We start from the raw sequence: 24,914 nt of genomic DNA, 5'->3' as shown, positions 1-24,914 counted from the left end.
AACAATTCGCGTCAATCACATGACGCGGACGGCCCCTGCCGCTTCGGTGATGAAGCGTCAGGGGCCTTTCTGTGCACGTTAGTTCACGTCTGACGGGTCCAGTCGGTAGAGGGACGACGATGAGGATGCCGAAGGTGTCGAGGTCGACGACGAGGATGACGCGTTCTTGCTGTACTCGCTCTCCTTCACCGCCGTGCCGTGCTTCTTCACCCACGCGGTGACCGCGGAGCTGACGTCGTCGCCGCCCATGCCCCCGCCCATGCCGCTCTCGCCGACCTGGATGTAGTGCAGCTCGCCGCTCGCGACCAGCTTCTTGAGCTTCGCTACGGTCATGCCCTTGTCCGAGCCCGAGAAGCCGTACATGGAGATGACCGGCTGCTTCGTGCTGAGGATGATCTGCGCGGCGGACTGCGAGTTGGAGACCGCGAGCAGCCACTCGGCGCCGTCCTGGTGCTTCTCCAGGTACGAGATCAGGTCGCTGTCGACGCTGCCGCCCATGCCACCGCCGCCCATGCCACCGCCGCCCATGCCACCGCTGGGACGGCCACCGGTGCCACCGTCGCCGTCCTGCTGCGTGCCACCGGGCATCTCGCCTCCGCCCGGCATCTCACCGCCACCGGGCATCTCGCCACCCGCCTGACCGCCTGGCATCTCCCCGCCGCCCGGCATCCCGCCCGAGCCGTTCGGAGGCGTGAATCCGCCCTCCTGGCCGCCCTGGCCCCCGGGACCACCGCCTTGGTCGCCCTGGCCCGAACCCCGCTGCTGCCCGCCGCCCGGCAGCTCGCCGCCACCGGGGAAGCCTCCGCCGGGGCCGCCCATGCTGTTGCCCGTCGTGGGCCCGGCCGTCGGGTTCGTGCCGCCCATGCCGCCGCCCCCGCCGGTGGAGAACGGCTCGGCGAAGGAGTACGCCGCCGGACCCGCCACCGACGCGACGATCGCCGCCGCGACCGCCGCCGCGAACAGCCGCAGCCGCGCGCCCGACGCCGTACGGAAGACGAGCAGGCCCGCGATCGCGAGCGCCATGACGACGGCGACCAGCGGCCACAGCCAGCCGTTCCAGCCGGACGCGCGGCGCAGCAGCACGACCGCCCAGATCCCGGTCACGCCGAGCGCGACCGGCAGCACCCACGCCCACCGCTTGTCGGCGCGGAAGGCGCGAAGGAGCATCACGCCGCCGCCTCCGCACAGCGCCGCGACTCCGGGGGCGACCGCGGTCGTGTAGTAGGGGTGCATGGTGCCTTCGGCGGTGGCGAAGGTGACGTAGTGCAGGAGCAGCCAGCCGCCCCACAGGACGAGGGCCGCCCGCGTGAGGTCGGTGCGCGGCGCGCGGCCGCACAGCACCAGGCCGCCGACCAGCGCGATCGCCGCGAACGGGAGCAGCCAGGAGATCTGGCCGCCGAGGGTGTCGTTGAACAGCCGGCCGAGGCCCGCGGTCCCCGCGAAACTGGCGCCCCCGCCGCCGCCCCCGCCGTTGCCCTCGCCGCCGAGGATCCGGCCCAGGCCGTTGTAGCCCATGATCAGGTCCCAGGCGGAGCCGTCGGTCGAGCCGCCGATGTACGGGCGCTCGGACGCGGGCACCAGCGAGACGGCCGTGGCCCACCAGAAGCTGGACACGGCGAGCACCACGGCCGCGAGGGCCAGGTTGCGGGCCTTCCTCGCCCAGCCGAGGTGGGACGCGTACAGGTACACGGCGAGGACCGCGGGCAGCGCGATGTACCCCTGGAGCATCTTCGTGTTGAAGGCGAGGCCGAAGCAGGCCGCCGACGCGAGCAGCGGCAGCAGCCTGCCGTCACGGGTGGCCCGCAGCGCGAGGGCCGCGCCGCCCACCATGAGGAGCACCAGGATGGTGTCCGGGTTGTTGTCGCGGTTGATCGCGACGGTGATCGGCGTCAGGGCGAGGACGAGGGCGGCGATCGCGGCCGCCGCGTGGCCCCACACCCGCTTCACGGAGGAGTGCAGGATCCAGATCGTGCCGAGCCCGGCCGCGATCTGCGGCACCATCATCTGCCACGTGCCGAAGCCGAGGACCCGGCAGAACAGGCCCATCACCATCAGCGCGAACGGCGGTTTGTCGACCGTGAGGAAGTTTCCGGCGTCGATGGAGCCGAAGAACCAGGCCTTCCAGCTCTGCGTGCCGCTGTAGATCGCGGCGCTGTAGAAGCTGTTGAGGCTGCTGCCGGACAGGTTCCAGGCGTACAGCACCGCGGCGAGCGCGAGGGTCGCGAGCAGCGCGGGCAGCGACCAGCGCGGCGCGCGGTGCACGGTCGGCGCGGCCGTCGGCGGCGGCGGTGCGGGGGCGTGGGGGAGCGGTTCGATCGCAGAGGTCACCAGTGAAAGGTGCACGGCGCGGGTGGGCACCGGCTGTGTCGGACCTGGGTGCCACCTGTGGATCACGGAAAGGGATCACGGAAAGGGGTCACGGAAAGGGGTCACGGAGAGGGATCGCGGACGGGGGATCGCGGACGGGGCTCGCGGACGGTGAGGAACGGACGCTGATGACGGACGGTGACCCCGGAGGGGACGGGGCAGCCCGCGATTGTTGCCGCCGCGTGAAAGCGGGATGAAAAACGGTCCGGCCCGTGTTGGTCCTCACGGCACGACAGCAGGTGGGCACGGCAGCAGGCGAACGAGAGGCGGCACGCGTGGCGGAGCGACAGGGCTGGGCGAAGCGACTGTGGGGGTACGCCCTGCGCTACCCCAAGGACGTCTTCCTCGCGCTGGGGGCCTCGCTCGGCGGCATGGCCGTCATGGCGCTCGTCCCGCTGATCACCAAGGTCATCATCGACGACGTGATCGGCGACCACTCCCGGTCCATGGGCGTGTGGGCGGGCGTCCTGATAGGCGCCGCCGTCGTCGTGTACGTCCTGACCTACATCCGCCGCTACTACGGCGGCCGGCTCGCCCTCGACGTCCAGCACGACCTGCGCACCGAGATGTACGACACGATCACGAAGCTCGACGGGCGGCGTCAGGACGAGCTGTCGACCGGGCAGGTCGTCGGCCGCGCCACCAGCGACCTCCAGCTGATCCAGGGCCTGCTCTTCATGCTCCCGATGACCATCGGGAACGTCCTGCTCTTCGTCATCTCCCTGGTGATCATGGCGTGGCTCTCGCTGCCGCTGACCCTGGTCGCGCTCGCCGTCGCCCCCGCCCTCTGGTTCATCGCCCGCCGCAGCCGCTCCCGGCTGCACCCCGCCACCTGGTACGCGCAGGCGCAGGCCGCCGCCGTCGCGGGGGTCGTCGACGGCGCCGTCAGCGGCGTACGCGTCGTGAAGGGGTTCGGGCAGGAGGACCAGGAGACCGGCAAGCTCCGGGAGGTCGGCCGGAAGCTGTTCGCCGGACGGCTGCGCACGATCCGGCTGAACTCCAAGTTCACCCCCGCCCTCCAGGCCGTGCCCGCCCTCGGACAGGTCGCCATGCTGGCCCTCGGCGGCTGGCTCGCCGTGCGCGGCCAGATCACCCTCGGCACGTTCGTCGCCTTCTCCTCGTACCTCGCCCAGCTCGTCGGCCCGGTCCGGATGCTCGCCATGGTGCTCACCGTCGGGCAGCAGGCCCGCGCCGGCGTCGAGCGCGTCCTGGAACTCATCGACACCGAGCCGTCCCTGACCGACGGCACCAAGGAGCTGCCCGCCGACGCCCCGGCGACCGTCGAGTTCGACGACGTCTCCTTTGAGTACGCGGGTGCCGACCGGCCCGTCCTCGACGGGCTCTCCTTCGAGATCCGCGCCGGTGAGACCCTCGCCGTCGTCGGCTCCTCCGGCTCCGGCAAGTCCACCGTCTCGCTGCTGCTGCCGCGCCTGTACGACGTCACGCACGGCGCCGTCCTCGTCGGCGGCCACGACGTGCGCGAGCTGACCCTCGCGTCGCTGCGGTCCGCGATCGGCCTCGTGCCCGAGGACTCGTTCCTGTTCTCGGACACGCTGCGCGCCAACATCGCGTACGGCGTCCCGGACGCGACCGACGAGCAGATCGAGGCGGCCGCGCGCGCCGCGCAGGCCGACCGGTTCATCGCCGAGCTGCCCGACGGCTACGACACCGAGGTCGGGGAGCACGGACTCACCCTCTCCGGCGGCCAGCGCCAGCGCGTCGCCCTCGCCCGCGCCCTCCTCACCGACCCGCGCCTGCTCGTCCTCGACGACGCCACGTCCGCCGTGGACGCCCGCGTCGAGCACGAGATCCACGAGGCCCTCAAGCACGTGATGGCGGGGCGGACCACGCTCCTCATCGCCCACCGCCGCTCCACCCTCGGCCTCGCCGACCGCATCGCCGTCCTCGACGGCGGGCGGCTCGCCGCGATCGGCACGCACGAGGAGCTGGAGGCCGGATCCCCGCTCTACCGGCGCCTGCTGACCGACCCCGACGAACTGGGCGGCGTCTCGCCCGGACACGCCCTGCCGCAGGCCCCCGCCGAGGACACCTCCGTACGGGACGAACTCGACGCCGAGTTCGACGCCGAGCGCGGGGTCACCCCCCGGCTGTGGGCCGGCGACCGCGAGCCCAAGGACACCGCGCTGTCCGGGATGCCCGCGACACCGGAACTCCTGGCCCAGGTCGACGCGCTGCCGCCCGCCGTGGACACCCCCGACATCGACGAGGCGCGGGCCGTCACGCCCGAGGAGTCGTACGGACTGCGCAGGCTCCTGCGCGGCTTCGGAGCGCCGCTCCTGATCAGCCTCGCCCTGGTCGCCGTGGACGCGGGCGTCGGTCTGCTGCTGCCGGTCCTCATCCGGCACGGCATCGACGAAGGCGTCACCCAGCTCGCGCTCGGCGCGGTCTGGGCCGCCGCCGCGCTCGGGCTCGTCGCCGTCCTCGTGCAGTGGGCCGCGCAGATCGGCGAGACCCGGATGACCGGGCGCACCGGTGAGCGCGTCCTGTACTCGCTGCGCCTGAAGATCTTCTCGCAGCTCCAGCGGCTCGGGCTCGACTACTACGAGCGGGAGCTGACCGGCCGGATCATGACCCGCATGACCACGGACGTCGACGCCCTGTCGACGTTCCTCCAGACCGGTCTGGTCACCGCGTTCGTCTCGGTCGTCACGTTCTTCGGCATCATGGTCGCCCTGCTCGTCATCGACGTACAGCTCGCCCTCGTCGTGTTCGCGACGCTGCCGCCGCTGATCATCGGCACGTTCTTCTTCCGCCGCTCCAGCGTGAAGGCGTACGAGCTGGCCCGCGAGCGCGTCTCCGTCGTCAACGCCGAACTCCAGGAGACCGTCGCCGGGCTGCGGATCGTGCAGGCCTTCCGACGCGAGCGGGACGGCGGGCGGCGGTTCGCCGAGCACAGCGACAGCTACCGCTCCGCGCGCATCCGCGGCCAGTTCCTGATCTCGATCTACTTCCCGTTCGTGCAGCTCCTGTCGTCGGTGGCGGCCGCGGCCGTCCTGATGGTCGGCGCGCACCGGGTCGACGCGGGCACGCTGACGACCGGCGCGCTGGTCGCGTACCTCCTCTACATCGACCTGTTCTTCGCGCCCGTGCAGCAGCTCTCCCAGGTCTTCGACGGCTACCAGCAGGCGACCGTCTCGCTCGGCCGCATCCAGGAGCTGCTGCGCGAGCCGACCTCCACGAAGGCCGCCCGCGAACCGCTCGACGTGCTCTCCCTGCGCGGCGAGATCGCCTTCGAGGACGTCGACTTCGCGTACGGGGGCCCCGCCGACGAGGAAGTGGCGCTCAACGACGTGGCGCTGCGCATCCCCGCCGGGCAGACCGTCGCCTTCGTCGGCGAGACCGGCGCGGGCAAGTCGACGCTGGTCAAGCTCGTCGCCCGGTTCTACGACCCGACCGGCGGCCGGGTCACCGTCGACGGCACCGACCTGCGCGACCTCGACCTCACGGCGTACCGGCACCGGCTCGGCGTCGTCCCGCAGGAGGCGTACCTCTTCCAGGGCACGATCCGCGACGCCATCGCCTACGGCCGCCCGGACGCCACGGACGCGCAGGTCGAGGCGGCGGCCCGCGCGGTCGGCGCGCACGAGATGATCGCGACGCTGGACGGCGGCTACCTCCACGAGGTCGCCGAGCGCGGCCGCAACCTGTCCGCGGGCCAGCGCCAGCTGATCGCCCTGGCCCGCGCCGAACTCGTCGACCCCGACATCCTCCTGCTCGACGAGGCGACCGCGGCCCTCGACCTCGCCACCGAGGCCCAGGTCAACCAGGCCACGGACCGCATCGCGGGCCGCCGTACGACCCTGGTCGTCGCCCACCGCCTGACGACGGCGGCCCGCGCGGACCGCGTCGTGGTGATGGACCACGGCCGGGTCGCGGAGGACGGCACCCACGAGGAACTGCTGGCCCGCGACGGCAAGTACGCGGCGCTGTGGCGCACGTTCGTGGGGAGGACGCGACGGCTGCCGCGTGACGCGGAGCCGGGTCGCGGCACCCCGGGCGCCGGACGGCGTCCGGCCGGTCGTCCCGCCGCGCTGCCCCGGGACCCCGCGCGGGGCGTCGTGCAACCATCGGCCCCGCATGTCGCGTCCGTTCATCAGTACGCTGGGGACGATGTGACGGGAGGGGCTGCGGTGCGAAGAGGTGACGACGACGGCATACGTGACGTACGCCGGCCACGCCGTGCGCTCGCGGTCGCCCTGGCCGTCCTGGTCGGGACCGGTGCGCTCGTCGTGGGCGGGCCCGGGGTCGGCGGCGCGCAGGCCGCCGCGCTCTGCGCCGGACACAAGGTCCGCACCCTGACCTTCGCCACCGGCCGCACCGTCGTCTACAAGAAGCGCGACTACATCTGCGCCGTCACCTTCGCCGAGCGCACCGGCCGCCGCCAGACCATGTCGGTCAGCGTCCAGGCGCGCGGCAGCCGCGCCGTCGTCGACGAGGGCCGCTACACCCACCACGCCGGTCCCGTGACCGTCCACGCGGGCCACCGCTGGGTGCGCGTGAAGGGGAAGGTGGCCGGCGCGTCACGCAGTTCGGGCTGGGTCAAGTTCTGAGATCACGCCCCGCTGTCCGATTCGGGTGTCATGTCCTGTGCCCCGAGGGGCCGTTGCGCTGAGCGGACATCAAGTACCTCTGGTGGTGCGCGAGTTGCTCCGATAGCTTCCGGAGCGCATCTGTGTATCTCCAGGGGAGGGTGCATGCGCAAAACTCTCAGATGGCTGCTGTCCCTCGTGGTGCTGATAGGCACCGTGAGCGCGGCCGGGCTCTCGACGGCGACCGCCGTCGAACAGCCCGCGACCGCCGCGGCCACCGACATCAAGGACCGGCTCCTCGCCATACCCGGCATGAGCCTGATAGAGGAGAAGCCCTACACGGGCTACCGCTACTTCGTCCTCAACTACACCCAGCCGATCGACCACAAGCACCCGTCCAAGGGCACGTTCCAGCAGCGCATCACGGTGCTGCACAAGGACGTCAGCCGCCCGACGGTCATGTTCACCAGCGGCTACAACGTCTCCACGAACCCGTCGCGCAGCGAGCCGACGCGGATCGTCGACGGCAACCAGGTCTCCGTCGAGTACCGCTTCTTCACGCCGTCCAGGCCGCAGCCCGCCGACTGGACCAAGCTCGACATCTGGCAGGCGGCCAGCGACCAGCACCGCATCTTCCAGGCCCTCAAGCCGGTCTACGGCCAGAAGTGGCTGACCACCGGCGGCTCGAAGGGCGGCATGACCGCCACCTACTACGAGCGCTTCTACCCGCGCGACATGGACGGCGTCGTCGCCTACGTCGCCCCGAACGACGTCGTGAACGACGAGGACTCCGCGTACGACAGGTTCCTCGCGAACGTCGGCCCGAAGGACTGCCGCGTCGCCCTCCAGAAGGTGCAGCGCGAGACGCTCGTACGCCGGGACGCGCTGGAGACGAAGTACAAGGAGTACCTCGCCGCCAACAACTACACCGTGAACACGGTCGGTTCGGTGGACAAGGCGTACGAGGCGACCGTCCTCGACCTCTTCTGGGGCTTCTGGCAGTACCAGCCGGAGTCCGCCTGCGCCGACGTCCCCGACGCCGCGACCGTCACCGACCAGGCGCTCTTCGACTACGTCGACGCGGTCGGCGGCTGGTCCTCCTACGCCGACCAGGGCCTGACCCAGTACACGCCGTACTACTACCAGGCCGGCACCCAGCTCGGCTCGCCCGACATCAAGCAGCCCTGGCTCGCGGACCTGTCGCGCTACGGCTACCAGCCGCCGCGCAACTTCGTACCGCGCGACATCCCCATGAAGTTCCAGCCGTGGGCGATGCGCGACGTCGACACGTGGGTGCGCCACAACGCGACGCGGATGCTGTACGTGTACGGCGACAACGACCCGTGGGGCGCGGAGCGCTTCCGCCTCGGGTCCGGGGCCCGCGACTCGTACGTGCTCACCGCGCCGCACGCCAACCACGGCGCGAACGTGGCGGGTCTGACGGCCGACGACAAGGCCCTCGCCACGTCGCGGATCCTCGCGTGGGCCGGCCTGTCCGGTACGACGGCGAAGGCGCCGCACGACGCGAAGCTCGACCGGGTCGACGGAGCACGTGAGCTGAAGCTCCGCCCGTGACGCCGTGACGCCGTGATGGTGTGACGCCGTGAGCGTGCGGGAGAGGGGGCGCCTGGGGTGCCCCCTCTCTCACGCGCCGTCCGGTGTCAGATCCTCACCGCGCATCCCACCGGCTCGGCGCCGCCCAGCGTCACGTACAGGGAGGTCGACGGCGGGCACGCCGAGCGCGTGCCGACCGCCTTCGTGACCCGGTACTGCGGCGCCCGCTCGCCCGAGCCGTCGCACTCCGTCTCGCGCACCTGTCCCTGGCCCGCGGAGTACACGCAGTCGCCGACGATCGTGCGCGGGCCGCCCCCGCCGCCCGCGTCGCCGGGGTGCGGGGCCTCCAGGTTGCGCATGCAGGCGTAGCCCTGGGCGACCGCCCCGTCGCCGTTCTCGTCCGACGACGGCCGGTTCTCGCTGATGTGCAGGACGAAGTCGGTGGTGCCCGGACACGCAGGGCCGTTCGACGGCAGGCCCTCGTAGCGCGCGACGACCTTGGCCACGGCCCGCTCGCTGCTGCACGGCACCTCGTTGAACGACGTGCGCCCGCGCGAACTGCACTCGTCCACCGCCAGGAAGACCGCCCCGTACCCGGACGGGGACCGCAGCGGCCGCGGCGACGACGGGTTCGCCCCGTCGTCCGGCGGATCCGACGACCCCTGGCACCCCATCAGCGCGAGCGTCAGCAACGACGCCGCGCACACCACCCCGACCGTCCGCGCAAGCATGGCAATCCCCCCGATATACGCACCCAGCGTGACCCGCGAGAGCGGGCGCACGCCAGGTGTGCAGGGGGCTTTGCGTCAGTTGGGGGTGGCGTGCGCGGGGAGCTGCGTACGCCGGGTGCGTCCGGTTCAGTACGACGCGTCGGTACGGGTCAGTACGTCAGGCCGTAGCCGATCGGATAGAGCACCTGCGTCGGGTCGCCGGCCTTCTGCACCGGGACCGGCAGCTTGCCCCGCGGCTCGGCCTCGCCCGCGAGGACCCGTACCGCGGCCCGCAGTTCGACGTCGATCCATGAGTACGCCGCCAAATGCGCGTCCGACGAGGCCAGTTGAGCCACGTCGTACGGATTGCGCATCGACAGCGTGACGACCGGGACGCCCGTCGCGGCCACGGCGTTCACCAGGGACTGCTGCGCGCTGCCCGCCCCGACGTTGTACGTGCCGATGACCACCGCGTCCTTGCCCTGGGCCGCCGCCACCGCCTGCGCGACGACCGCCTGACTCGGCGCGGTGCCGGTCGGCAACACCGTGGCGGCGAAGCCGAGTTCGGTGAGGGCGGCGCCGATGACGGTGGTCGGCGGACCGTCGCTGAGCGAGGGCGACGCCGGGTTCGCCCCGAGCACGAGCACGTTCTTGTGCGTCCGCGGGGACAGCGGGAGCAGGCCCTCCTTGTTCACCAGGAGCGTCGTCGTACGCTCGGCGATCCGGTCGGCGGCGGCCAGGTGCGCGGCCGTCCCCACCGTGCGGTCGACGCCGCGATGGGTGACGTACGGCTCCTTGAAGAGACCCAGCTTGGCCTTCAGGCGCAGGATGCGCAGGATCGACTCGTCGAGCCGCTCCTCGGTCAGCTCGCCGCTGCGCACGGCGTTCAGGACCGCGTTCCAGGAGACGGCCAGGGTCGGCGGGTTGAGGAGCTGGTCGACGCCCGCCTTGAGCGCGAGGACGGGGACGCGTTCGTCGCCGTACTTGGTCCGCACGCCCTCCATGCCGAGCGAGTCGGTGACCACGACACCGTCGTAGCCGAGCTGTTCGCGCAGGATGCCGGTGAGGATGGGGCGGGACAGCGTCGCCGGGTCCTCGGCCGGGTCCAGGGCCGGTACGACGATGTGGGCCGTCATGATCGAGTCGATGCCGGCGGCGATCGCGGCCTCGAACGACGGCTTGTCCAGCTGCTCCCACTGCTCGCGCGTGTGCGTGATGACGGGCAGGCCGGTGTGGGAGTCGGTCGCGGTGTCGCCGTGCCCGGGGAAGTGCTTGGCGGTCGAGGCGATGCCGGCCGACTGGTACCCCTTGACCTGGGCGGCGACCATCGCGGCGACGGCCTGAGGGTCGGCGCCGAAGGAGCGGACGCCGATGACCGGGTTGGCCGGGTTGACGTTGACGTCGGCGTCGGGCGCGTAGTCCTGGACGATGCCGACCGAGCGCAGTTCGGCGCCGGCTATCTGTCCCGCCTTGCGCGCGTCGGAGTGGGAGCCGCCCGCGCCGAGCGCCATCGCGCCGGGGAACAGGGTGGCGGGCTTGCCGACCCGGCAGACGATGCCGTGCTCCTGGTCGGTGGCGATCAACAGCGGTATGCGGGACGGCTGTCGGAGCCCGGCCTGCTGTATCCCGTTGCTGAGGTCGGCGATCTGGTGCGGGTCGCGGACGTTGTGCGCCCACGCGAAGTAGATGATGCCGCCGAGCTTGTACTTGTCGATCAGCTCGGCGGCCGTGCGGACGCCGATCTCCTTGAGGTTGGCGTCGATGTCGGCCTGGTCGGGGGCGGTGGCCGAGTGGCCGTACACCCGCATGACGAAGAGCTGGCCGACCTTCTCCTCCAGGGACATCCCGGAGATGACGCGTTTGAGGGCCTTGTCGCGGTCGTCCGCGGCGGCCTGGACGGGAGCGGCGCTCAGGCCCGCGGCGGCGACACCCGCGGTGGCCGCGGCGAGCAGCGTACGTCTGGAGAAACCCTTGCTGGACTGGCGGTTGCGCACTTGCTCCCCTTCCGGAGAAACAGCAGTGAAGGAAACTTCCGCGCGCAACGAATATCCGGAAAGTTATTGCCAGTCAAGGGAGTTGGCGGAAGCGGCCCGCAGGGGGAGGGGCCGTCACCGGCGCTGTTGGAGGGGGGCGCGCCGGTGACGGCAGGCTGCCGGCCGCAGGCGGCGGAGAGGGTGGTCAGCGTTCGCAGCCAGCAGCGATGCCGACACCGCACTGCGGAGACTCACCGGCAGGTGTCTGTTGGACGGTCGGGCCCTCCGATGGGTTCCCGTCTTTTGAAGGTTCAGAGAAGTTGGTGTGGAGGTGGCGAGGAGAGGGCCGGGGGGCGGGTGGGGTGCCGCACGGCGAGATCCACCCTCCGCGACGGTGGCGACCAGGCGCGATCCGGCGCGTTCCGGCGCGGTCGGTGGTGGTCGGTGGCGGGCAGTCGCGATCGGTGGCGGTGGCGGGCCGTGGTGGCGGTGGCGGGTCGGGGTGTCGGTCGCGATCCGCCGCGGTATCGGCCGGGGTGTCGGCCGGGATGTCGCGGCGGTGTCGGCCCGGTATCGGTGGCGGTCGCGATCGGCGGCGGTGTCGGTCGGGGTATCGGTCGCGGTTCCGGTCGCGGGGTCGGTCGGGGGATCGGCCGCGGTGGCGATCGCGGTGGCGATCGTGGTCAGTCGCGCACCAGGCAGGCGCGCCCTGCTCGCGCAGCGCCCCGACCACCGCCCGCACCGCGGGCGTCGCGCCGTCCCCGCGCGCCACAGCGCGTACAGCCGTCGCCGGGGCATCGGGTCGAGGCCCACCGCGACCGCCTCGGGCGGCAGCGGCCCGCGCCCGAGCCGGGGGATGACCGCGATCCCGAGCCCCGCCGCGACGAGCGCGACCAGCGTCGGGTTCTCGTCCGCCTGGTGCGCGATCTCCGGCTCGAACCCGGCCGTCCGCATCGTCCGGACGAGCCAGTCGTGGCACACCCGCCCCGGCGGCTGCGACACCCACCGCTCGTGGCCCAGCTCCTCCCGCCGCACCGACGTCCGCCCGGCGAGCGGATGCCCGGCGGGGACCAGCAGATCGCACAGGTCGATCCCGATGACGGCCTGTTCGACCCCGGCCGGGGCGGGCAGCGGCGCGATGTCCCAGTCGTGCGCGACCGCGAGATCGACGGCGCCCTTCGCCACGAGGTCCACCGACAGATGCGGGTCGACCTCGGTCATCCGCACGTCGAGCGCGGGATGCCGCCCGGCGAGATCGGCGAGCACCGCGGGCAGCAGGCCGCGCGCCGCCGAGGCGAACGCGGCGATCGTCAACCGCCCCGCGGGCACTCCGCGCCGCTCCTCGATGCCGGTCTCGGCGCGCTCCATGATCGCCATCAACTCCCGCGCGGTGGCGGCGAGTTGCAGCGCTTCGTCGGTGAGCCTGACGCCCCGCCCCTCCCGTTCGAGAAGCACCGTCCTGGTCTCCCGCTCCAGCTTCGCGATCTGCTGGGACACGGCGGAGGGGGTGTAGCCGAGGGCGGCCGCGGCGGCGCCGACCGTGCCGTGGACGGAGACCGCGTGCAGGGCGCGCAGCCGCTGGAGATCGAGCATCCCCGGACCCACCTTTCAGTAACGCTTCATCCAACCATGTAGCAAACATCGCTGGTGCTACATGGTCGTGCGGCGTGATCCTCGACGCATGAGACCTGCGCACACCGGCCTCGCCGTCCTCGTCGCCGCCCTGTGGGGCGTCAACTTCGTCGTCATCGACATCGGCCTCGACCACTTCCCGCCGCTGCTCTTCTGCGCCCTGCGCTTCCTGCTCGCCGCCGTGCCCGCGGTGTTCCTCGTCGGACGGCCGAGCGTGCCGTGGCGGTGGATCGTCGGGGTGGGGCTCGCGCTCGGCGTCGGCAAGTTCGGGCTGCTCTTCATCGGCATGAACACCGGGATGCCCGCGGGCCTGTCCTCGCTCGTCCTCCAGGTGCAGGCGGTCTTCACCGCCCTGATCGCCTTCGCGTTCCTGGGCGAACGCCCGCGCCCCGTGCGCGTAGGGGGCATGACCGTGGCCCTCGCGGGCATCGCGGTGGCGGCGGTCGACGAGGGCGGCTCGGGGCCGCTGGGCGCGTTCGCGCTGGTCCTCGTCGCGGCGGCGTTCTGGGGCGTCTCCAACGTCCTGACCCGCAAGGCGTCCCCCGACGCCCCGTTCACCTTCATGGTCTGGTCGAGCGCGGTGCCGGTCCTGCCGCTCCTCGCGCTCTCCCTGCTCTTCGAGGGCCCGACGGCCGACGTCCACGCCCTGACCTCGCTGGACGTGCCCGGCATCGGCGCGATCGTCTTCGTGGCCTTCGTGACGACCCTCTTCGGCTTCAGCGCCTGGAGCCACCTCCTCCAGCGCTACGACGCGTCGACGGTCGCCCCGTACTCCCTCCTGGTCCCCGTCTTCGGCATGTCGTCCGCGGCCGTCTTCCTGGGGGAGTCGATCAGCCCCCTGCGGTGGTGCGCGGCGGCCCTGCTGGTCGGCGGCGTGGCCCTGACCTCCTTCGGCGCCGCCCCGCGCAAGAGCGGGGCGGTACCGGTCGGCGGGCCCGCCCCGATCCCCGCGCCGAGCCCTACGCCGACTCGTTGAGCAACCGGGCCAGGTGGTCGCGCCCCGCTTCCAGCAGTCCCGGCAGCGGGGCGGCGGCCTCGTACCAGCGCGCCTCGTACTCCCAGCACAGCCACCCGTCCCAGCCCTCCCGGCTGAGCACCTCCACGCACTCGCCGAGCGGCAGTACGCCGTCCCCGAGCGGCAGCGGTGTCGTGTCGTCCGGGCCCGCGATGTCCTTCACCTGGACATAGCCGAGGTACGGCGCGAGCGCCGCGTAGGAGACGGCGGGCTGCTCGCCGCCCAGCCAGGTGTGCATGACGTCCCACAGCACCCCCACGTGCCGGTGCCCGACGGGGCCGACGACGCGGGAGGCCGCGGCGCCGGTGCGGTGGGAGTCGTGCGTCTCCAGGAGCACCCGTACGCCCCGGTCGGCCGCGTACTCGGCGGCGACCCCGAGCCGCCGGGCCGCCGTCGCGTCCGCCTCCTCGGGGCCCTGCTCGTCGCCGCCCCCGGGGAAGACCCGTACGAACGGCGCCCCCAGATCACGCGCGAGATCCACCAGTGCCCGTACGTCGTCCAGGACCGGCTCGTCGTCGCCGGGCGCCGCCACCCGCGCGTACCCGGCGACGCCCAGGACCTCGACGCCCGCCGCCTTGAACTCGGCGGCGACGTCGGCCCGTTCGGCCGGGCCGATGCCCGGGTGGACCGGCTCCTCGGGATGCGCGCGCAGCTCCACACCGTGGTAGCCGTGCGCGGTGGCGAGGCGGAGGACGTCGGTCAGCGGGAGACCGGGGACACCGAGGGTGGAGAAGGCCAGTTTCATGGCTCGGACCCTACCCGCGACCCCGCCCGTCACTCAGGGGCGCCGTGCAGCGCGAGTCGCCAGTCCTGTCCGACGAGATCGGCGCCGAACGACCGGTGCGGCTTCTCTCCCACGAGTACGAAACCGTGCCGCAGATAGAGGGAGCGGGCCGCCGCCAGGATGTCGTTGGTCCACAGGATCAGCTCCCGGTAGCCGACCCCGCGCGCGAAGTCGACGCACGAGCGCACCAGCCGGTCGCCGATGCCGAGGCCGCGCGCGTGCGGCTCGACCAGGAGCAGCCGCAGCCGGGCCGTGCCGGGTGCCTCGTCCCGTACGCACATCACGCACCCGACCGGGCGCCCGTCCAGCTCGGCGATCCACACCCGCTCCAGATGCGGATCGTGGTCCTCGGCGAAGTCGGCGACGATCCGCGCGACGAGCCCCTCGTAGTCGGTGTTCCAGCCGAACTCGGCGGCGTACACCGCCGCGTTGCGCGCCACGATCCAGCCGAGGTCGCCCGGACCCGGCTCGCGCAGCAGCACGTTGTCGGGGTGCGGGGCGGCTCGGCCGTCGCCGAGCAGTTCGCGCACGGTGCGCAGCGCCTCGGAGAGCCGGTCGCGGTCGGCCGGCGGGACGGCGGCGAGGAGCGTGCCGACCTGCTCCTGGGCGCGCTCGTCGAGCAGTTCGGCGGCGCTCCGGCCGCGCGCGGTGAGGGTGACGCGGCGGCGCCGCGGGTCCCGGTCCGACGAGCCGCGCTCGACCAGCCCCGCACGCTCGAACTTGCCGAGGATCCGGCTCAGATATCCGGCGTCCAGGGAGAGCCGGACGCGCAGATCGGCGGCGTCGACGTGCTCGGTGTGCGCCAGCTCGTACAGGACGCGGGACTCGGTGAGCGTGTACGGGGCGTACAGGTGGCGGCCGTAGTCGAGCGCGCCGATGACGTTCGTGTAGAAGCGGTTGAAGGACCGGATGTCGTGCACGGTCATGGTCACCTCGCGGCACTCGCGGCACGGATGATTGACTCAGTCAGACGTTCGCGGTGGCGCTCAGCGTACGCCCGGGAGGTACCCGCGTCCATGGCCTCGCGGCGGCGCCGGTCCCGCCGGCCCCCGTCGCGTATGACGACCCCGCCGCGGTGCTCCGGCTCGCGGCGCCAGGCGCACGGGCGGCTCCGCGCGGACGTCGCGCGCCGTCGCGGAGCCCGCACCGGTGCACGTCCGCACGGCCCGCCCGTCCCACAGGAACTCCCGCCCGTCCCACATGAACCAGAGCGGTACCCGGACATGCGGGTCTCCAGCGGAGTCGCGGAGGCTCTCGATCAGAGCGCCGCGAACGGCCCGTCCAGCGCCGCCCATTGGAGGAGCATGATCGTCTTGGCGTCCGCGACGCGGCCGTCGCGGATCATGGACAGGGCCTCGCGGAAGGGGAGTTCGAGGACCTCGATGTCCTCGCCGTCCTCCTCCAGGCCGCCGCCGCTGCCGGTGCGGTCGGCAGGGGTGTAGGGGGCGGCGAAGAAGTGCAGGCGCTCGGTGACGGAGCCGGGGCTCATGTAGGCGGCGAGCACCGGGGTGAGGGGGCCGAGCGTGACGCCCAGTTCCTCGGCGGCCTCGCGGCGGATGGCGGCCGGCGGATCGTCCGCGTCGAGCAGTCCCGCCGCCGCTTCCACGAGCATGCCGTCGGGGTGCTCGTTGACGTAGGCCGGGTAGCGGAACTGGCGGGTGAGCAGCACCGTGCCGCGTTCGGTGTCGTACGGGAGGATCACGGCGCCGTCGCCGCGGTCGTACGTCTCGCGCTGCTGGGTCTCCCAACGCCCGTCCCCGCGACGGTAGTCGAAGGTGGTGCGGCGCAGGACGTGCCAGCCCTGGGAGGTGAGTTCCACGTCGCGGACCACCACGTCGGGGTTGCGGTCCAGGTCGCGTCCGGCCCGGTCGAGGGCGGTGCGCCCGCGGTGGTCGGGGACGTCGACGCCGGGGCGGTGGCCGGTCGGGGCGGCGGTCACGCGGTCTCCTGCGGAGCGACGCGCGGGATCTCGGCCACGTCGTGGAAGACGGGCAGGCCGCGGCGGCGGGCCAGGGCGACGTCCTGGTCGGCACCGGCGGAGTCGCCGGGCAGCCGCAGCACGGCGTCGCAGCGGGCGAGCAGGCGATGGGCGGTCGGGTAGAGCACGTCGTCGGCCAGCGGGTCGGTCGGACCCGCCCCCGCGGAGCTCAGGACGGGCAGGGCGATCCACTCGCCGATCACCGGGAGGTGGCCCGCGGCGAAGACCGGCCAGGCCGCGGACTCCAGGCTGGCCAGGTTCGCGGCCATGGCCTGGGGGTCGCCGTCCGTGCCGGAACGGTAGGGGCCTGCGATCAGGATCATCATCGGCTTCTCGGCCGTGGGGGTGGTCATGGTGCGCTACCATACATGCAGAAACGTGCAAGAACGCGAAAGAACGTGAATCGGGGAGTGCCCATGCTGGCTGCCGAACGACGGGACCACCTGCTCGGCCTGCTCGCCCGCGAGGGCAAGGTCGTGGCGAAGAGCGTCGCCGCCGAGCTGGGCATCTCCGAGGACAGCGTCCGGCGCGACCTGCGCGATCTCGCCGCCGAGGGACTGTGCCAGCGGGTCTACGGCGGCGCGCTGCCCGCGTCGCCCGCCGTCGTCGACTACGCCGCCCGGCAGGCCGTCGCCCCCGACGGCAAGGAGAAGGTCGCCGCCGTCGCGGCGGGGCTCGTACGCCCGCAGAGCGCGCTGATCCTCGACGGCGGCACCACCGCCCTCGCCGTCGCCCGCGCGCTCCCGCAGGACCTCGACTGCACCGTCATCACCCACAGCCCGACGATCGCCGCGGCCCTGCTCGACCACCCGCGCGCCGAGCTCTATCTCCTCGGCGGCCGCCTGTTCAAGCACTCGGCGGTCACCTGCGGCGCCGCGGCCGTCGAGGCCGCGCAGAACGTCTCCGCCGACCTCTGCCTGATCGGCGTCACCGGCGTCCACGCCGAGGCCGGGCTCACCACCGGCGACGCCGAGGAAGCGGCGATGAAGCGGGCTCTGGCGGCGCGGGCCGCCGAGACGTACATCCTCGCCTCGTCCGAGAAGATCGGCACGGCCTCCCGCTTCCGCGTGCTGCCCTGGTCGAAGGTGACCGGCGTGATCACCGACGCGGATCCGCGCCATCCTGTCGTCGCGCAGGTCGCGGGGCTCGGCGTGGAGATCTTGCCGGCGGGCTGAGCGGCGGGCTGACCGGTCGGTCCTGCCCGCATGGCGAGCGTCCTGGGCTCGCTGGACGGCCATGTGCTGTGCGGGGTGACGACGTTGGGGGGAGTGCCTGGCCCCCGCCGATCCCCGCCCGTACACGGTCCGCGCGCCCGTGGGGCTGCCCAGGCAGGATCGCGCCGGCCCGGTCGGCTTACCGGGCAGCGGAGTTCAGCGGTGGCGTCGGGACCGAGGTCGATCCGCTCGCGTGACGCGGCGCCGGGTCACGTCAGCGTCCACAGCGCCGCGAACGGCAACAGGACCAGCGGCACCGTGCGCGGGCAGACCCCCGTGGGCCTGCGGCGGGCCAGGCCCCGGTTGCTCAGGACCACGAACAGGGTCAGCAGCAGCGCGGACACCACGGCGAGAGCCATGATCACCGGGCCGTGGTCGAGCGTGTGGTAGTCGCAGAGCGGCGTCGCACCGGCCGCGGTCAGCTCGTCGAACCGGGCGCAGTCCGTGCCGAACCAGTTCGTCAGCAGCCAGGAAAGGCTGAAGAGGGGGACGAGCGCCGGTATCCCCAGCGCCAGATTGGCCACGACCGGCGGGACCCAGACGCGCAGCGGCCCGGCCCCGCCGAGAGAGTCGTCGGGGCCGTGAGCGGCGTCGGAGGAGGTGCCGTACTCACCTGCCACGCGGCGCACCCGTCGAACCCCGCACCATCAGCTCCCCGCGCACGACGTCCACCCGACCGGCCGGAGCCGCCTCCCGGCCCATCGCGATCCGCCCCGCCCGCGCCGCCGCCTCCGCCAGCGGCAGCCGTACGGTCGTCAGCGCCGGCACCGCGTCCACGCTGAACGGAAGGTCGTCGAAGCCCGCGACCGAGACGTCCTCGGGGATGCGCAGGCCCGCCTCGCGCAGGGCCGCGCACGCGCCGAGCGCCACCGTGTCGTTCGCGGCGACCACGGCCGTCAACTCCGGGTCCTTGCGCAGGAGTTCGGTCGTCGCCGTGTAGCCGGACGTGCGGTCGTACGAGCCGTGCGCCACCAGCCCCTCCGACTCGGGCACGCCCGCCGCGGCCAGCGCCTCGCGGTGTCCCTCCAGCCGGTCACGGGTCGTCGTGCGCTCCTCGGGGCCCGCCACGTAACCGATGCGGCGGTGCCCGAGCGTGAGCAGATGCTCCGTCAACTCCCGTCCACCGCCCCGGTTGTCGAAGGTCAGCGCCACCGCGTCGGTGTCCGGGACCGGCGGCCGCCCGCACAGCACGACCCGCGTGCCCGCCTCGGCCAGCCGCCGCAACTTCCCCGCCACGGCGGCGACATGGTCCGCGTTCTCGATCGCGCCGCCCGTGAGGACGACCGCCGCCGCGCGCTGACGCTGGAGCAGGGTGAGGTAGGTGAGCTCGCGCTCCGGGTCGCCGCCCGTGTTGCAGACCACCGCGAGCCGCTCGCCGCCCGCCCGGCCGCCGGGGCCCATGATCTCCGACTGCACGGCCGACGCCATGATCCCGAAGAAGGGGTCGGCGATGTCGTTGACGAGGACCCCGACCAGGTCCGAGGTGGACGCGGCGAGGGCGCTCGCGGGGCCGTTGAGGACGTAGTCCAGTTCGTCCACGGCCTTCAGGACCCGCTCACGGGTGGCCGCGGCGACCGGGTAGTTGCCGTTCAGTACGCGGGAGACGGTCGCGGGGGACACCTGCGCGCGGGCGGCCACATCCGCCAGGGTCACGGTCATCGAGTCAGCCTCCGTTGGCCTCTGTCGACACGCGGGCCCGGGTCGTCGGCCCCTGTCTCGTACCCGCTCTTGTCCGAGCGGCTGTGCAGAGGCTAGCTTCTTCTCAGATAGAAAGCGCTTGCTACGAAGGATCCGGCGGGCGCGGTTTCGTGCGCGCCGGACACGGCCCCGGTCGCACGAGCGGACAAGACGCGCAAAACATGGCAACGACTTCAGCGTGACGGCTTCCCGGCGACGCCCCCCAAGGGCCGGAGCGACGGACTGCCGGAAACCGCTGAGCGACGACCGACGAAGAAGGACGAAGGGACTCACGTGACACGCAAGACGGTGCGCATCGCCATGAACGGGGTGACGGGGCGCATGGGCTACCGCCAGCACCTCGTCCGTTCCGTCCTCGCCCTGCGCGAGCAGGGTGGGCTCGACCTCGGCGACGGCACGGTGCTGTGGCCCGAGCCGGTTCTCGTCGGCCGCCGCGAGTACGCCCTGAAGGCCCTCGCGCAGAAGCACGGTCTGGACGAGGCGAACGTCTCCACCGACATCGACGCCGTCCTCGCCGACGACAGCGTCGACATCTTCTTCGACGCCGCGATGACCTCCGGCCGCGAGGAGGTCCTCAAGAAGGCGATCGCCGCCGGGAAGCACGTCTACACGGAGAAGCCGACCGCCACCGGCCTGGAGGGCGCCATCGAGCTGGCCCGCCTGGCGCGCGAGGCGGGCGTCAAGTCCGGTGTCGTCCAGGACAAGTTGTTCCTGCCGGGCCTGCTCAAGCTGAAGCGGCTCATCGACGGCGGCTTCTTCGGACGGATCCTGTCCGTGCGCGGCGAGTTCGGCTACTGGGTCTTCGAGGGCGACTGGCAGGAGGCCCAGCGCCCCTCCTGGAACTACCGCTCCGAGGACGGCGGCGGCATCGTCGTCGACATGTTCCCGCACTGGGAGTACGTCCTGCACGAGCTGTTCGGCCGCGTCACCTCCGTCAACGCGCTCGCCACCACCCACGTCCCGACCCGCTGGGACGAGCACGGCAAGCCCTACGACGCCACCGCCGACGACTCCGCGTACGGCATCTTCCAGATCGAGGGCGGCATCGTCGCCCAGATCAACTCCTCCTGGGACGTGCGCGTCAACCGCGACGAACTCGTCGAGTTCCAGGTCGACGGCACCGAGGGCTCCGCCGTCGCCGGGCTGCGCAACTGCCGCGTCCAGCACCGCAGTGCCACCCCGAAGCCGGTCTGGAACCCGGACCTCCCGGCGACCTACTCCTTCCGCGACCAGTGGCAGGAGGTCCCGGACAACCAGGAGTTCGACAACGGCTTCAAGGTCCAGTGGGAGCTCTTCCTCAAGCACGTGTACGCGGGCGCCGAGTACCACTGGGACCTGCTCGCCGGCGCGCGCGGCGTCCAGATGGCCGAGCTCGGCCTGAAGTCGTCCGCCGAGGGCCGCCGCCTCGACGTCCCGGAGATCTCGCTGTGACCCTCCACCTCCCCTCCGCGGGTGGCGAGATGAGGGCGTACGAGCCCCGCACCGAGCCCCTCGCCTTCGACACGGGCGCGAAGCTCGCCTCCCGCGTCGTCTTCTCGGCGGCGCACGTCGTCGCCGACCCGTTCGCCGACACGACCCCGGACTCGCCGGCCGCCGTCGACTGGGACGCCACCCTCGCCTTCCGCCGCCACCTGTGGTCCCACGGGCTCGGCGTCGCCGAGGCGATGGACACCGCGCAGCGCGGCATGGGCCTGGACTGGGCGGGCGCCGCCGAACTCATCACGCGTTCGGCCGCCGAGGCGAAGGCCGTCGGCGGACTCATCGCCTGCGGCGTCGGCACCGACCAACTCACCACACCCGCAGGGGACCTGGCCGGGGTCAAGGCCGCGTACGAGGAGCAGCTCGCGCTCGTCGAGGGCGCGGGCGCGCAGGCGATCCTCATGGCGTCGCGGGCGCTCGCCTCCGTCGCCCGGGGCCCCGAGGACTACCTCGACGTGTACGGGCACCTGCTGCGCCAGGCGACCGAACCGGTCGTCCTGCACTGGCTCGGCCCGATGTTCGACCCGGCCCTGGACGGCTACTGGGGCTCCGCCGACCTGGACGCCGCGACGGAGACGTTCCTCGACGTCATCGCCGCGCACCCCGACAAGATCGACGGCATCAAGGTCTCCCTGCTCGACGCCCAGCGCGAGGTCGACCTGCGCCGCCGCCTCCCCAAGGGCGTGCGCTGCTACACCGGCGACGACTTCAACTACCCGGAGCTGATCGCGGGCGACGACCGGGGCTTCTCGCACGCCCTGCTCGGCATCTTCGACCCGCTGGGCCCGCTCGCCGCGCAGGCCGTCCGCGTCCTCGACACCGGCGACACCAAGGGATTCCGCGAACTCCTCGACCCCACCGTCGAGTTGTCCCGCCACCTCTTCCAGGCGCCGACCCGCTTCTACAAGACCGGCGTCGTCTTCCTGGCCTGGCTCGCCGGCCACCAGGACCACTTCACCATGGTCGGCGGCCTCCAGTCCGCGCGCTCGCTGCCGCACTTCGCGAAGGCGTACGAACTCGCCGACGGGCTCGGCCTGTTCCCGAACCCGGAGCTGGCCGAGACCCGCATGAAGAACCTGCTCGCCCTGTACGGAGTGACCGCATGACCGCCACCACCGCCGACCCGCGGTTCTCCATCAACCAGATGACGGTCAAGCAGCTCGGTCTGCCCGAACTGGTCGAGGCGTGCACCGAGTCGGGCGTCCGCAACATCGGTACCTGGCGCGCGCCCGTGCAGGAGTACGGCGTCGAGGCCGCCGCCAAGCTGCTGCGCGACGCCGGTCTCACCGTCACCACGCACTGCCGCGGCGGGTTCCTCACCGCCCTCGACGAGGCCGAGCGCACGGCGGCCGTCGACGACAACAAGCGCGCCGTCGACGAGGCGGTGACCCTCGGCACGGACGTCCTCGTCCTGGTCTCCGGCGGGCTGCCGGAGGGCTCGTACGACCTGGTGGGCGCCCGGGAGCGGATCGCGGACGCGCTCGTCGAGCTCGCCCCGTACGCCGCCGAGCGCGGGGTGCGCCTCGCGATCGAGCCGCTGCACCCGATGTACGCGGCCGACCGCTGCGTCGTCTCGACCCTGGCCCAGGCCCTGGACATCGCCGAGCGCTTCCCGGCCGACCAGGTCGGCGTGTGCGTCGACACCTACCACATCTGGTGGGACGACCAGGCGCCCGCGCAGATCGCGCGGGCCGGGGCGCAGGGACGTATCGCGACGTTCCAACTCGCCGACTGGACCACGCCGTTGCCCGAGGGCGTCCTCAACGGACGCGGGCAGATCGGCGACGGATCGATCGACATGCGGTACTGGCGCGGACTCGTCGAGGACCAGGGATACACCGGGCCGATCGAGGTCGAGCTGTTCAACGACGGGCTGTGGGCACGCGACGGCCGCGAGGTCCTCGCGGAGACGTCGGCCCGGTTCACGCGGCACGCCTGCTGAGCGACCGCCGCCGTTTCCCCGCGCCCCCAGGGGCGCGGGGAAACCCTCCGGACACCACCTGACAAAGTCCTCCTAGCGCTTGCGCGCCGCCCGCTTGCTCACGACCGCCAGGATCACCGGGATCAGCATCTCGATGCCCCGCGCCACGTTCGCCGCAGGCAGCCCCGTCTTCTTCGCGACCGCGTTCGCCACCGGGCGGCTCATCTTCGCCAGGACGCCCGCCACCAGCCCGCCGGACGCCATCCCGCCGAGCCCGCCGAGCGTCGCGACGCCCTGGAGCTGCGGCTCCTGCGGCACCTCGGGAGCCGTGGGCAGGTCCTTCAGGCCGCCGGATACCTCGGACACCGTGCCGCCCACGACCTCCCGCGCACCGGCGGCATCCGTGCCGAGCACACCGGCGAGCTCCTGGAGACGGTCGTCGCCGAGCTCGTCGAGGACGTCCTGTTCCAGCGGCTTGTCACCCGATTGTTCGCTCATGCCCCAAACGCTACGACTGCTCACTTATGTCGGCACGCTGAAAATCCCGCGAAGAAAACGCTCCGCAACCGTGCAACCTTTCCGGGACATGGCGGGTCTAGGGAGCGTCAGAACTTTTGGAGGGGGATCTGGGGGGATCGGAAGTTCTGACGAGGAGGGGAAGCGTCGAGGGCCCGGTCCGCGGACCGGGCCCCTCGTAGCAATCTCCGGGCCGCCGCGAACGCCGGCAGACGCTAGAAGAAGACTCCGCAGCGCAGCAGCACGTTCGCGTACGGCCGCGCCTCCCCGGTCCGCACGACGAGCCGCGCCGACGCCGACAGCGCCTTCAACTCCTCGTGCGTGACGAAACCGAGCGACGGCACCCGGGACTCGAGGAGCCCGGCCGCGGACGGGTTCGCGGAGCGCACCTCGTGGGCCGCGGTGCCCGCCTCCACCACCAGCTCGTCCAGCAGCCCGTCGAGGACCTCGGCGAACGACGGCACCCCCGCCCGGAAGGCGAGGTCGACCACGCGCGGCCCCGCCGGGATCGGCATCCCCGCATCACACACGAGGACCCCGTCCCCGTGCCCCAACTCGGCCAGCGCGCCCGCCAGATGACGGTTGAGTATCCCGGCCCTCTTCACAGCGAAGCGACCTCGTCCGCCGTCGGGTACGACGCCTGCGCGCCCTCCTTCGTGACCGCGGCCGCGCCGACCCGCGCCGCGTAGGCCGCGGCGTCCGCCAGCGACTCACCGGTGCCGAGCCGCCACGCGAGCGCCGCCGTGAACGCGTCACCCGCGCCCGTCGTGTCCACGGCCTTCACCCGCACCGACGCCACCCGCCGCGCCCCGGACGCGTCCGCGACCAGCGCGCCCTCGGACCCGAGCGTGATGACGACCGAGCGCGGGCCGAGCGCGAGCAGGTCCCGCGCCCAGTCCTCCGGCTCACCGTCGGGCTCCGCGCCGAGGACCACCCGCGCCTCGTGCTCGTTCACGATCAGCGGGTCGCAGGCCGCGAGGACCTCGTCCGGCAGCGGCGCGGGCGGCGACGGGTTCAGCACCAGCCGGGCCCCGTCGGCGACCGACCGGGCGACCTCGGCGACCGACTCCAGCGGGATCTCCAGCATCACGGAGACGACCTTGGCGCCGGCGAACAACCCGCCCGCCGCCCGTACGTCGTCCGGCGTCAGCCGCCCGTTCGCGCCCGGCGACACCACGATCGAGTTGTCGCCCGACGGGTCGACGGTGATCAGCGCGACGCCGGTGGGCGCCCCGCCGACCAGCACACCGGACGTGTCGACACCGGCCGACTCCATCGAGTCGCGCAGCAGCCTGCCGTGCCCGTCGTCGCCGACGCGCGCGAGCAGTGCCGTACGGGCACCGAGCCGGGCGGCGGCGACGGCCTGGTTGGCGCCCTTGCCGCCCGGATGGACCACCAGGTCGGAGCCGAGGACGGTCTCACCGGCGGCGGGACGCCGGTCGACGCCCACCACCAGGTCGGCATTGGCGGAGCCGACGACGAGGAGGTCGTAGGTGTTCATGCGTTGTGCCCTTCTTCGTACG

The 24,914-nt window shown here is 72.6% G+C and carries 19 protein-coding genes and 1 pseudogene; 7 read left to right on the top strand and 13 right to left on the bottom strand.

Going from position 1 to position 24,914, the window contains the following annotated elements; translation table 11 throughout:
• Window positions 1–78 precede the first annotated feature (78 nt).
• Window positions 79–2,328, bottom strand: a complete 2,250-nt coding sequence (locus V2W30_RS14430) for a glycosyltransferase family 39 protein (RefSeq protein ID WP_338696725.1) — start codon at window positions 2,326–2,328, stop codon at window positions 79–81.
• Window positions 2,329–2,642: 314 nt separating this feature from the next.
• On the opposite strand from V2W30_RS14430, the gene V2W30_RS14425 reads away from it, so the two are divergent.
• Together V2W30_RS14425 and V2W30_RS14420 are read left to right on the top strand one after the other, a co-directional pair.
• The gene (locus V2W30_RS14425; protein WP_338696724.1) at window positions 2,643–6,938 is read left to right on the top strand and encodes an ABC transporter ATP-binding protein; all 4,296 of its coding nucleotides are present in this window, start codon (window positions 2,643–2,645) and stop codon (window positions 6,936–6,938) included.
• Window positions 6,939–7,082: 144 nt separating this feature from the next.
• Window positions 7,083–8,492, top strand: a complete 1,410-nt coding sequence (locus V2W30_RS14420; RefSeq protein ID WP_338696723.1) for a S28 family serine protease — start codon at window positions 7,083–7,085, stop codon at window positions 8,490–8,492.
• A gap of 86 nt (window positions 8,493–8,578) precedes the next feature.
• On the opposite strand, the gene V2W30_RS14415 is transcribed toward V2W30_RS14420, so the two are convergent.
• The 3 genes and pseudogenes from V2W30_RS14415 to V2W30_RS41590 form a co-directional block, all read right to left on the bottom strand.
• On the bottom strand, window positions 8,579–9,202 hold the full coding sequence (locus tag V2W30_RS14415; RefSeq protein WP_338696721.1) for a hypothetical protein: 624 nt from the start codon (window positions 9,200–9,202) through the stop codon (window positions 8,579–8,581).
• Between the two features lie 149 nt (window positions 9,203–9,351).
• Window positions 9,352–11,175, bottom strand: a complete 1,824-nt coding sequence (locus V2W30_RS14410) for a glycoside hydrolase family 3 protein (protein ID WP_338696719.1) — start codon at window positions 11,173–11,175, stop codon at window positions 9,352–9,354.
• Window positions 11,176–11,898: 723 nt separating this feature from the next.
• Window positions 11,899–12,747, bottom strand: a pseudogene (locus V2W30_RS41590) (LysR family transcriptional regulator); the annotation flags it as partial.
• An 88-nt stretch (window positions 12,748–12,835) separates the two neighbouring features.
• On the opposite strand from V2W30_RS41590, the gene V2W30_RS14400 reads away from it, so the two are divergent.
• The gene (locus tag V2W30_RS14400; protein ID WP_338696715.1) at window positions 12,836–13,762 is read left to right on the top strand and encodes an EamA family transporter; all 927 of its coding nucleotides are present in this window, start codon (window positions 12,836–12,838) and stop codon (window positions 13,760–13,762) included.
• Here V2W30_RS14400 and V2W30_RS14395 read toward each other — a convergent pair.
• The 4 genes from V2W30_RS14395 to V2W30_RS14380 form a co-directional block, all read right to left on the bottom strand.
• Window positions 13,746–14,546, bottom strand: coding sequence for a sugar phosphate isomerase/epimerase family protein (locus V2W30_RS14395; RefSeq protein WP_338696713.1), 801 nt, complete (start codon window positions 14,544–14,546; stop codon window positions 13,746–13,748). The two genes, V2W30_RS14400 and V2W30_RS14395, sit on opposite strands and share 17 nt — an antisense overlap.
• A gap of 29 nt (window positions 14,547–14,575) precedes the next feature.
• Window positions 14,576–15,511, bottom strand: a complete 936-nt coding sequence (locus tag V2W30_RS14390; protein WP_338696711.1) for a helix-turn-helix domain-containing GNAT family N-acetyltransferase — start codon at window positions 15,509–15,511, stop codon at window positions 14,576–14,578.
• A 332-nt stretch (window positions 15,512–15,843) separates the two neighbouring features.
• Window positions 15,844–16,524 carry an NUDIX domain-containing protein gene (locus V2W30_RS14385; RefSeq protein WP_338696709.1) on the bottom strand — a complete coding sequence of 227 codons (681 nt, stop codon included), beginning with the start codon at window positions 16,522–16,524 and terminating at the stop codon, window positions 15,844–15,846.
• Window positions 16,521–16,916: a DUF4406 domain-containing protein gene (locus tag V2W30_RS14380; protein WP_338696707.1), complete on the bottom strand. Its 396-nt coding sequence runs from the start codon at window positions 16,914–16,916 to the stop codon at window positions 16,521–16,523. Before V2W30_RS14380 ends, V2W30_RS14385 begins: the two co-directional genes overlap by 4 nt.
• Window positions 16,917–16,979: 63 nt before the next feature.
• Here V2W30_RS14380 and V2W30_RS14375 point away from each other — a divergent pair, with 63 nt between their 5' ends.
• Complete coding sequence (locus tag V2W30_RS14375; RefSeq protein ID WP_338696704.1) at window positions 16,980–17,738, top strand: DeoR/GlpR family DNA-binding transcription regulator; 759 nt, start codon at window positions 16,980–16,982, stop codon at window positions 17,736–17,738.
• 248 nt (window positions 17,739–17,986) lie between these two features.
• Here V2W30_RS14375 and V2W30_RS14370 read toward each other — a convergent pair whose 3' ends face one another.
• Both V2W30_RS14370 and V2W30_RS14365 read right to left on the bottom strand, forming a co-directional pair.
• Window positions 17,987–18,397 carry a hypothetical protein gene (locus V2W30_RS14370; RefSeq protein WP_338696702.1) on the bottom strand — a complete coding sequence of 137 codons (411 nt, stop codon included), beginning with the start codon at window positions 18,395–18,397 and terminating at the stop codon, window positions 17,987–17,989.
• Window positions 18,387–19,436 (bottom strand): LacI family DNA-binding transcriptional regulator, encoded by a 1,050-nt coding sequence (locus tag V2W30_RS14365; protein WP_338696700.1) that lies wholly within the window; start codon window positions 19,434–19,436, stop codon window positions 18,387–18,389. Before V2W30_RS14365 ends, V2W30_RS14370 begins: the two co-directional genes overlap by 11 nt.
• Before the next feature lie 312 nt (window positions 19,437–19,748).
• On the opposite strand from V2W30_RS14365, the gene V2W30_RS14360 reads away from it, so the two are divergent.
• From V2W30_RS14360 to V2W30_RS14350, 3 genes are read left to right on the top strand one after another with little or no spacing between them, the layout of a single operon-like run.
• Window positions 19,749–20,906 (top strand): Gfo/Idh/MocA family oxidoreductase, encoded by a 1,158-nt coding sequence (locus V2W30_RS14360; RefSeq protein ID WP_338696698.1) that lies wholly within the window; start codon window positions 19,749–19,751, stop codon window positions 20,904–20,906.
• Window positions 20,903–22,060, top strand: coding sequence for a dihydrodipicolinate synthase family protein (locus V2W30_RS14355; protein WP_338696696.1), 1,158 nt, complete (start codon window positions 20,903–20,905; stop codon window positions 22,058–22,060). The genes V2W30_RS14360 and V2W30_RS14355 overlap by 4 nt, the downstream gene beginning before the upstream one ends.
• Window positions 22,057–22,896 (top strand): sugar phosphate isomerase/epimerase family protein, encoded by an 840-nt coding sequence (locus V2W30_RS14350; RefSeq protein ID WP_338696694.1) that lies wholly within the window; start codon window positions 22,057–22,059, stop codon window positions 22,894–22,896. Before V2W30_RS14355 ends, V2W30_RS14350 begins: the two co-directional genes overlap by 4 nt.
• Before the next feature lie 72 nt (window positions 22,897–22,968).
• Here V2W30_RS14350 and V2W30_RS14345 read toward each other — a convergent pair whose 3' ends face one another.
• The 3 genes from V2W30_RS14345 to V2W30_RS14335 all read right to left on the bottom strand — a co-directional run bounded on the left by V2W30_RS14345 (window position 22,969) and on the right by V2W30_RS14335 (window position 24,892).
• Window positions 22,969–23,373, bottom strand: a complete 405-nt coding sequence (locus V2W30_RS14345) for a DUF937 domain-containing protein (RefSeq protein WP_338696692.1) — start codon at window positions 23,371–23,373, stop codon at window positions 22,969–22,971.
• 233 nt (window positions 23,374–23,606) lie between these two features.
• Entirely contained in the window at window positions 23,607–23,996 is a 390-nt protein-coding gene (gene rbsD / locus V2W30_RS14340; protein WP_338696690.1) for a D-ribose pyranase, read from the bottom strand.
• On the bottom strand, window positions 23,993–24,892 hold the full coding sequence (locus V2W30_RS14335; RefSeq protein ID WP_338696688.1) for a ribokinase: 900 nt from the start codon (window positions 24,890–24,892) through the stop codon (window positions 23,993–23,995). Before V2W30_RS14335 ends, rbsD begins: the two co-directional genes overlap by 4 nt.
• Window positions 24,893–24,914 lie beyond the last annotated feature (22 nt).

Source organism: Streptomyces sp. Q6, assembly GCF_036967205.1.
GTDB classification, from domain to species: Bacteria; Actinomycetota; Actinomycetes; order Streptomycetales; family Streptomycetaceae; genus Streptomyces; species Streptomyces citrinus.
This window is presented reverse-complemented; position numbering and strand designations above follow the sequence as displayed.

Bases quoted from the DNA above. Each gene is read 5' to 3' on its own strand.
- V2W30_RS14335 (WP_338696688.1), bottom strand. From the start codon at position 24,892: ATGAACACCTACGACCTCCTCGTCGTCGGCTCCGCCAATGCCGACCTG.
- V2W30_RS14345 (WP_338696692.1), bottom strand. From the start codon at position 23,373: ATGAGCGAACAATCGGGTGACAAGCCGCTGGAACAGGACGTCCTCGAC.
- V2W30_RS14350 (WP_338696694.1), top strand. From the start codon at position 22,057: ATGACCGCCACCACCGCCGACCCGCGGTTCTCCATCAACCAGATGACG.
- V2W30_RS14400 (WP_338696715.1), top strand. From the start codon at position 12,836: ATGAGACCTGCGCACACCGGCCTCGCCGTCCTCGTCGCCGCCCTGTGG.
- V2W30_RS14375 (WP_338696704.1), top strand. From the start codon at position 16,980: ATGCTGGCTGCCGAACGACGGGACCACCTGCTCGGCCTGCTCGCCCGC.
- V2W30_RS14420 (WP_338696723.1), top strand. From the start codon at position 7,083: ATGCGCAAAACTCTCAGATGGCTGCTGTCCCTCGTGGTGCTGATAGGC.
- V2W30_RS14390 (WP_338696711.1), bottom strand. From the start codon at position 15,511: ATGACCGTGCACGACATCCGGTCCTTCAACCGCTTCTACACGAACGTC.
- V2W30_RS14415 (WP_338696721.1), bottom strand. From the start codon at position 9,202: ATGCTTGCGCGGACGGTCGGGGTGGTGTGCGCGGCGTCGTTGCTGACG.
- V2W30_RS14380 (WP_338696707.1), bottom strand. From the start codon at position 16,916: ATGACCACCCCCACGGCCGAGAAGCCGATGATGATCCTGATCGCAGGC.
- V2W30_RS14395 (WP_338696713.1), bottom strand. From the start codon at position 14,546: ATGAAACTGGCCTTCTCCACCCTCGGTGTCCCCGGTCTCCCGCTGACC.
- V2W30_RS14365 (WP_338696700.1), bottom strand. From the start codon at position 19,436: ATGACCGTGACCCTGGCGGATGTGGCCGCCCGCGCGCAGGTGTCCCCC.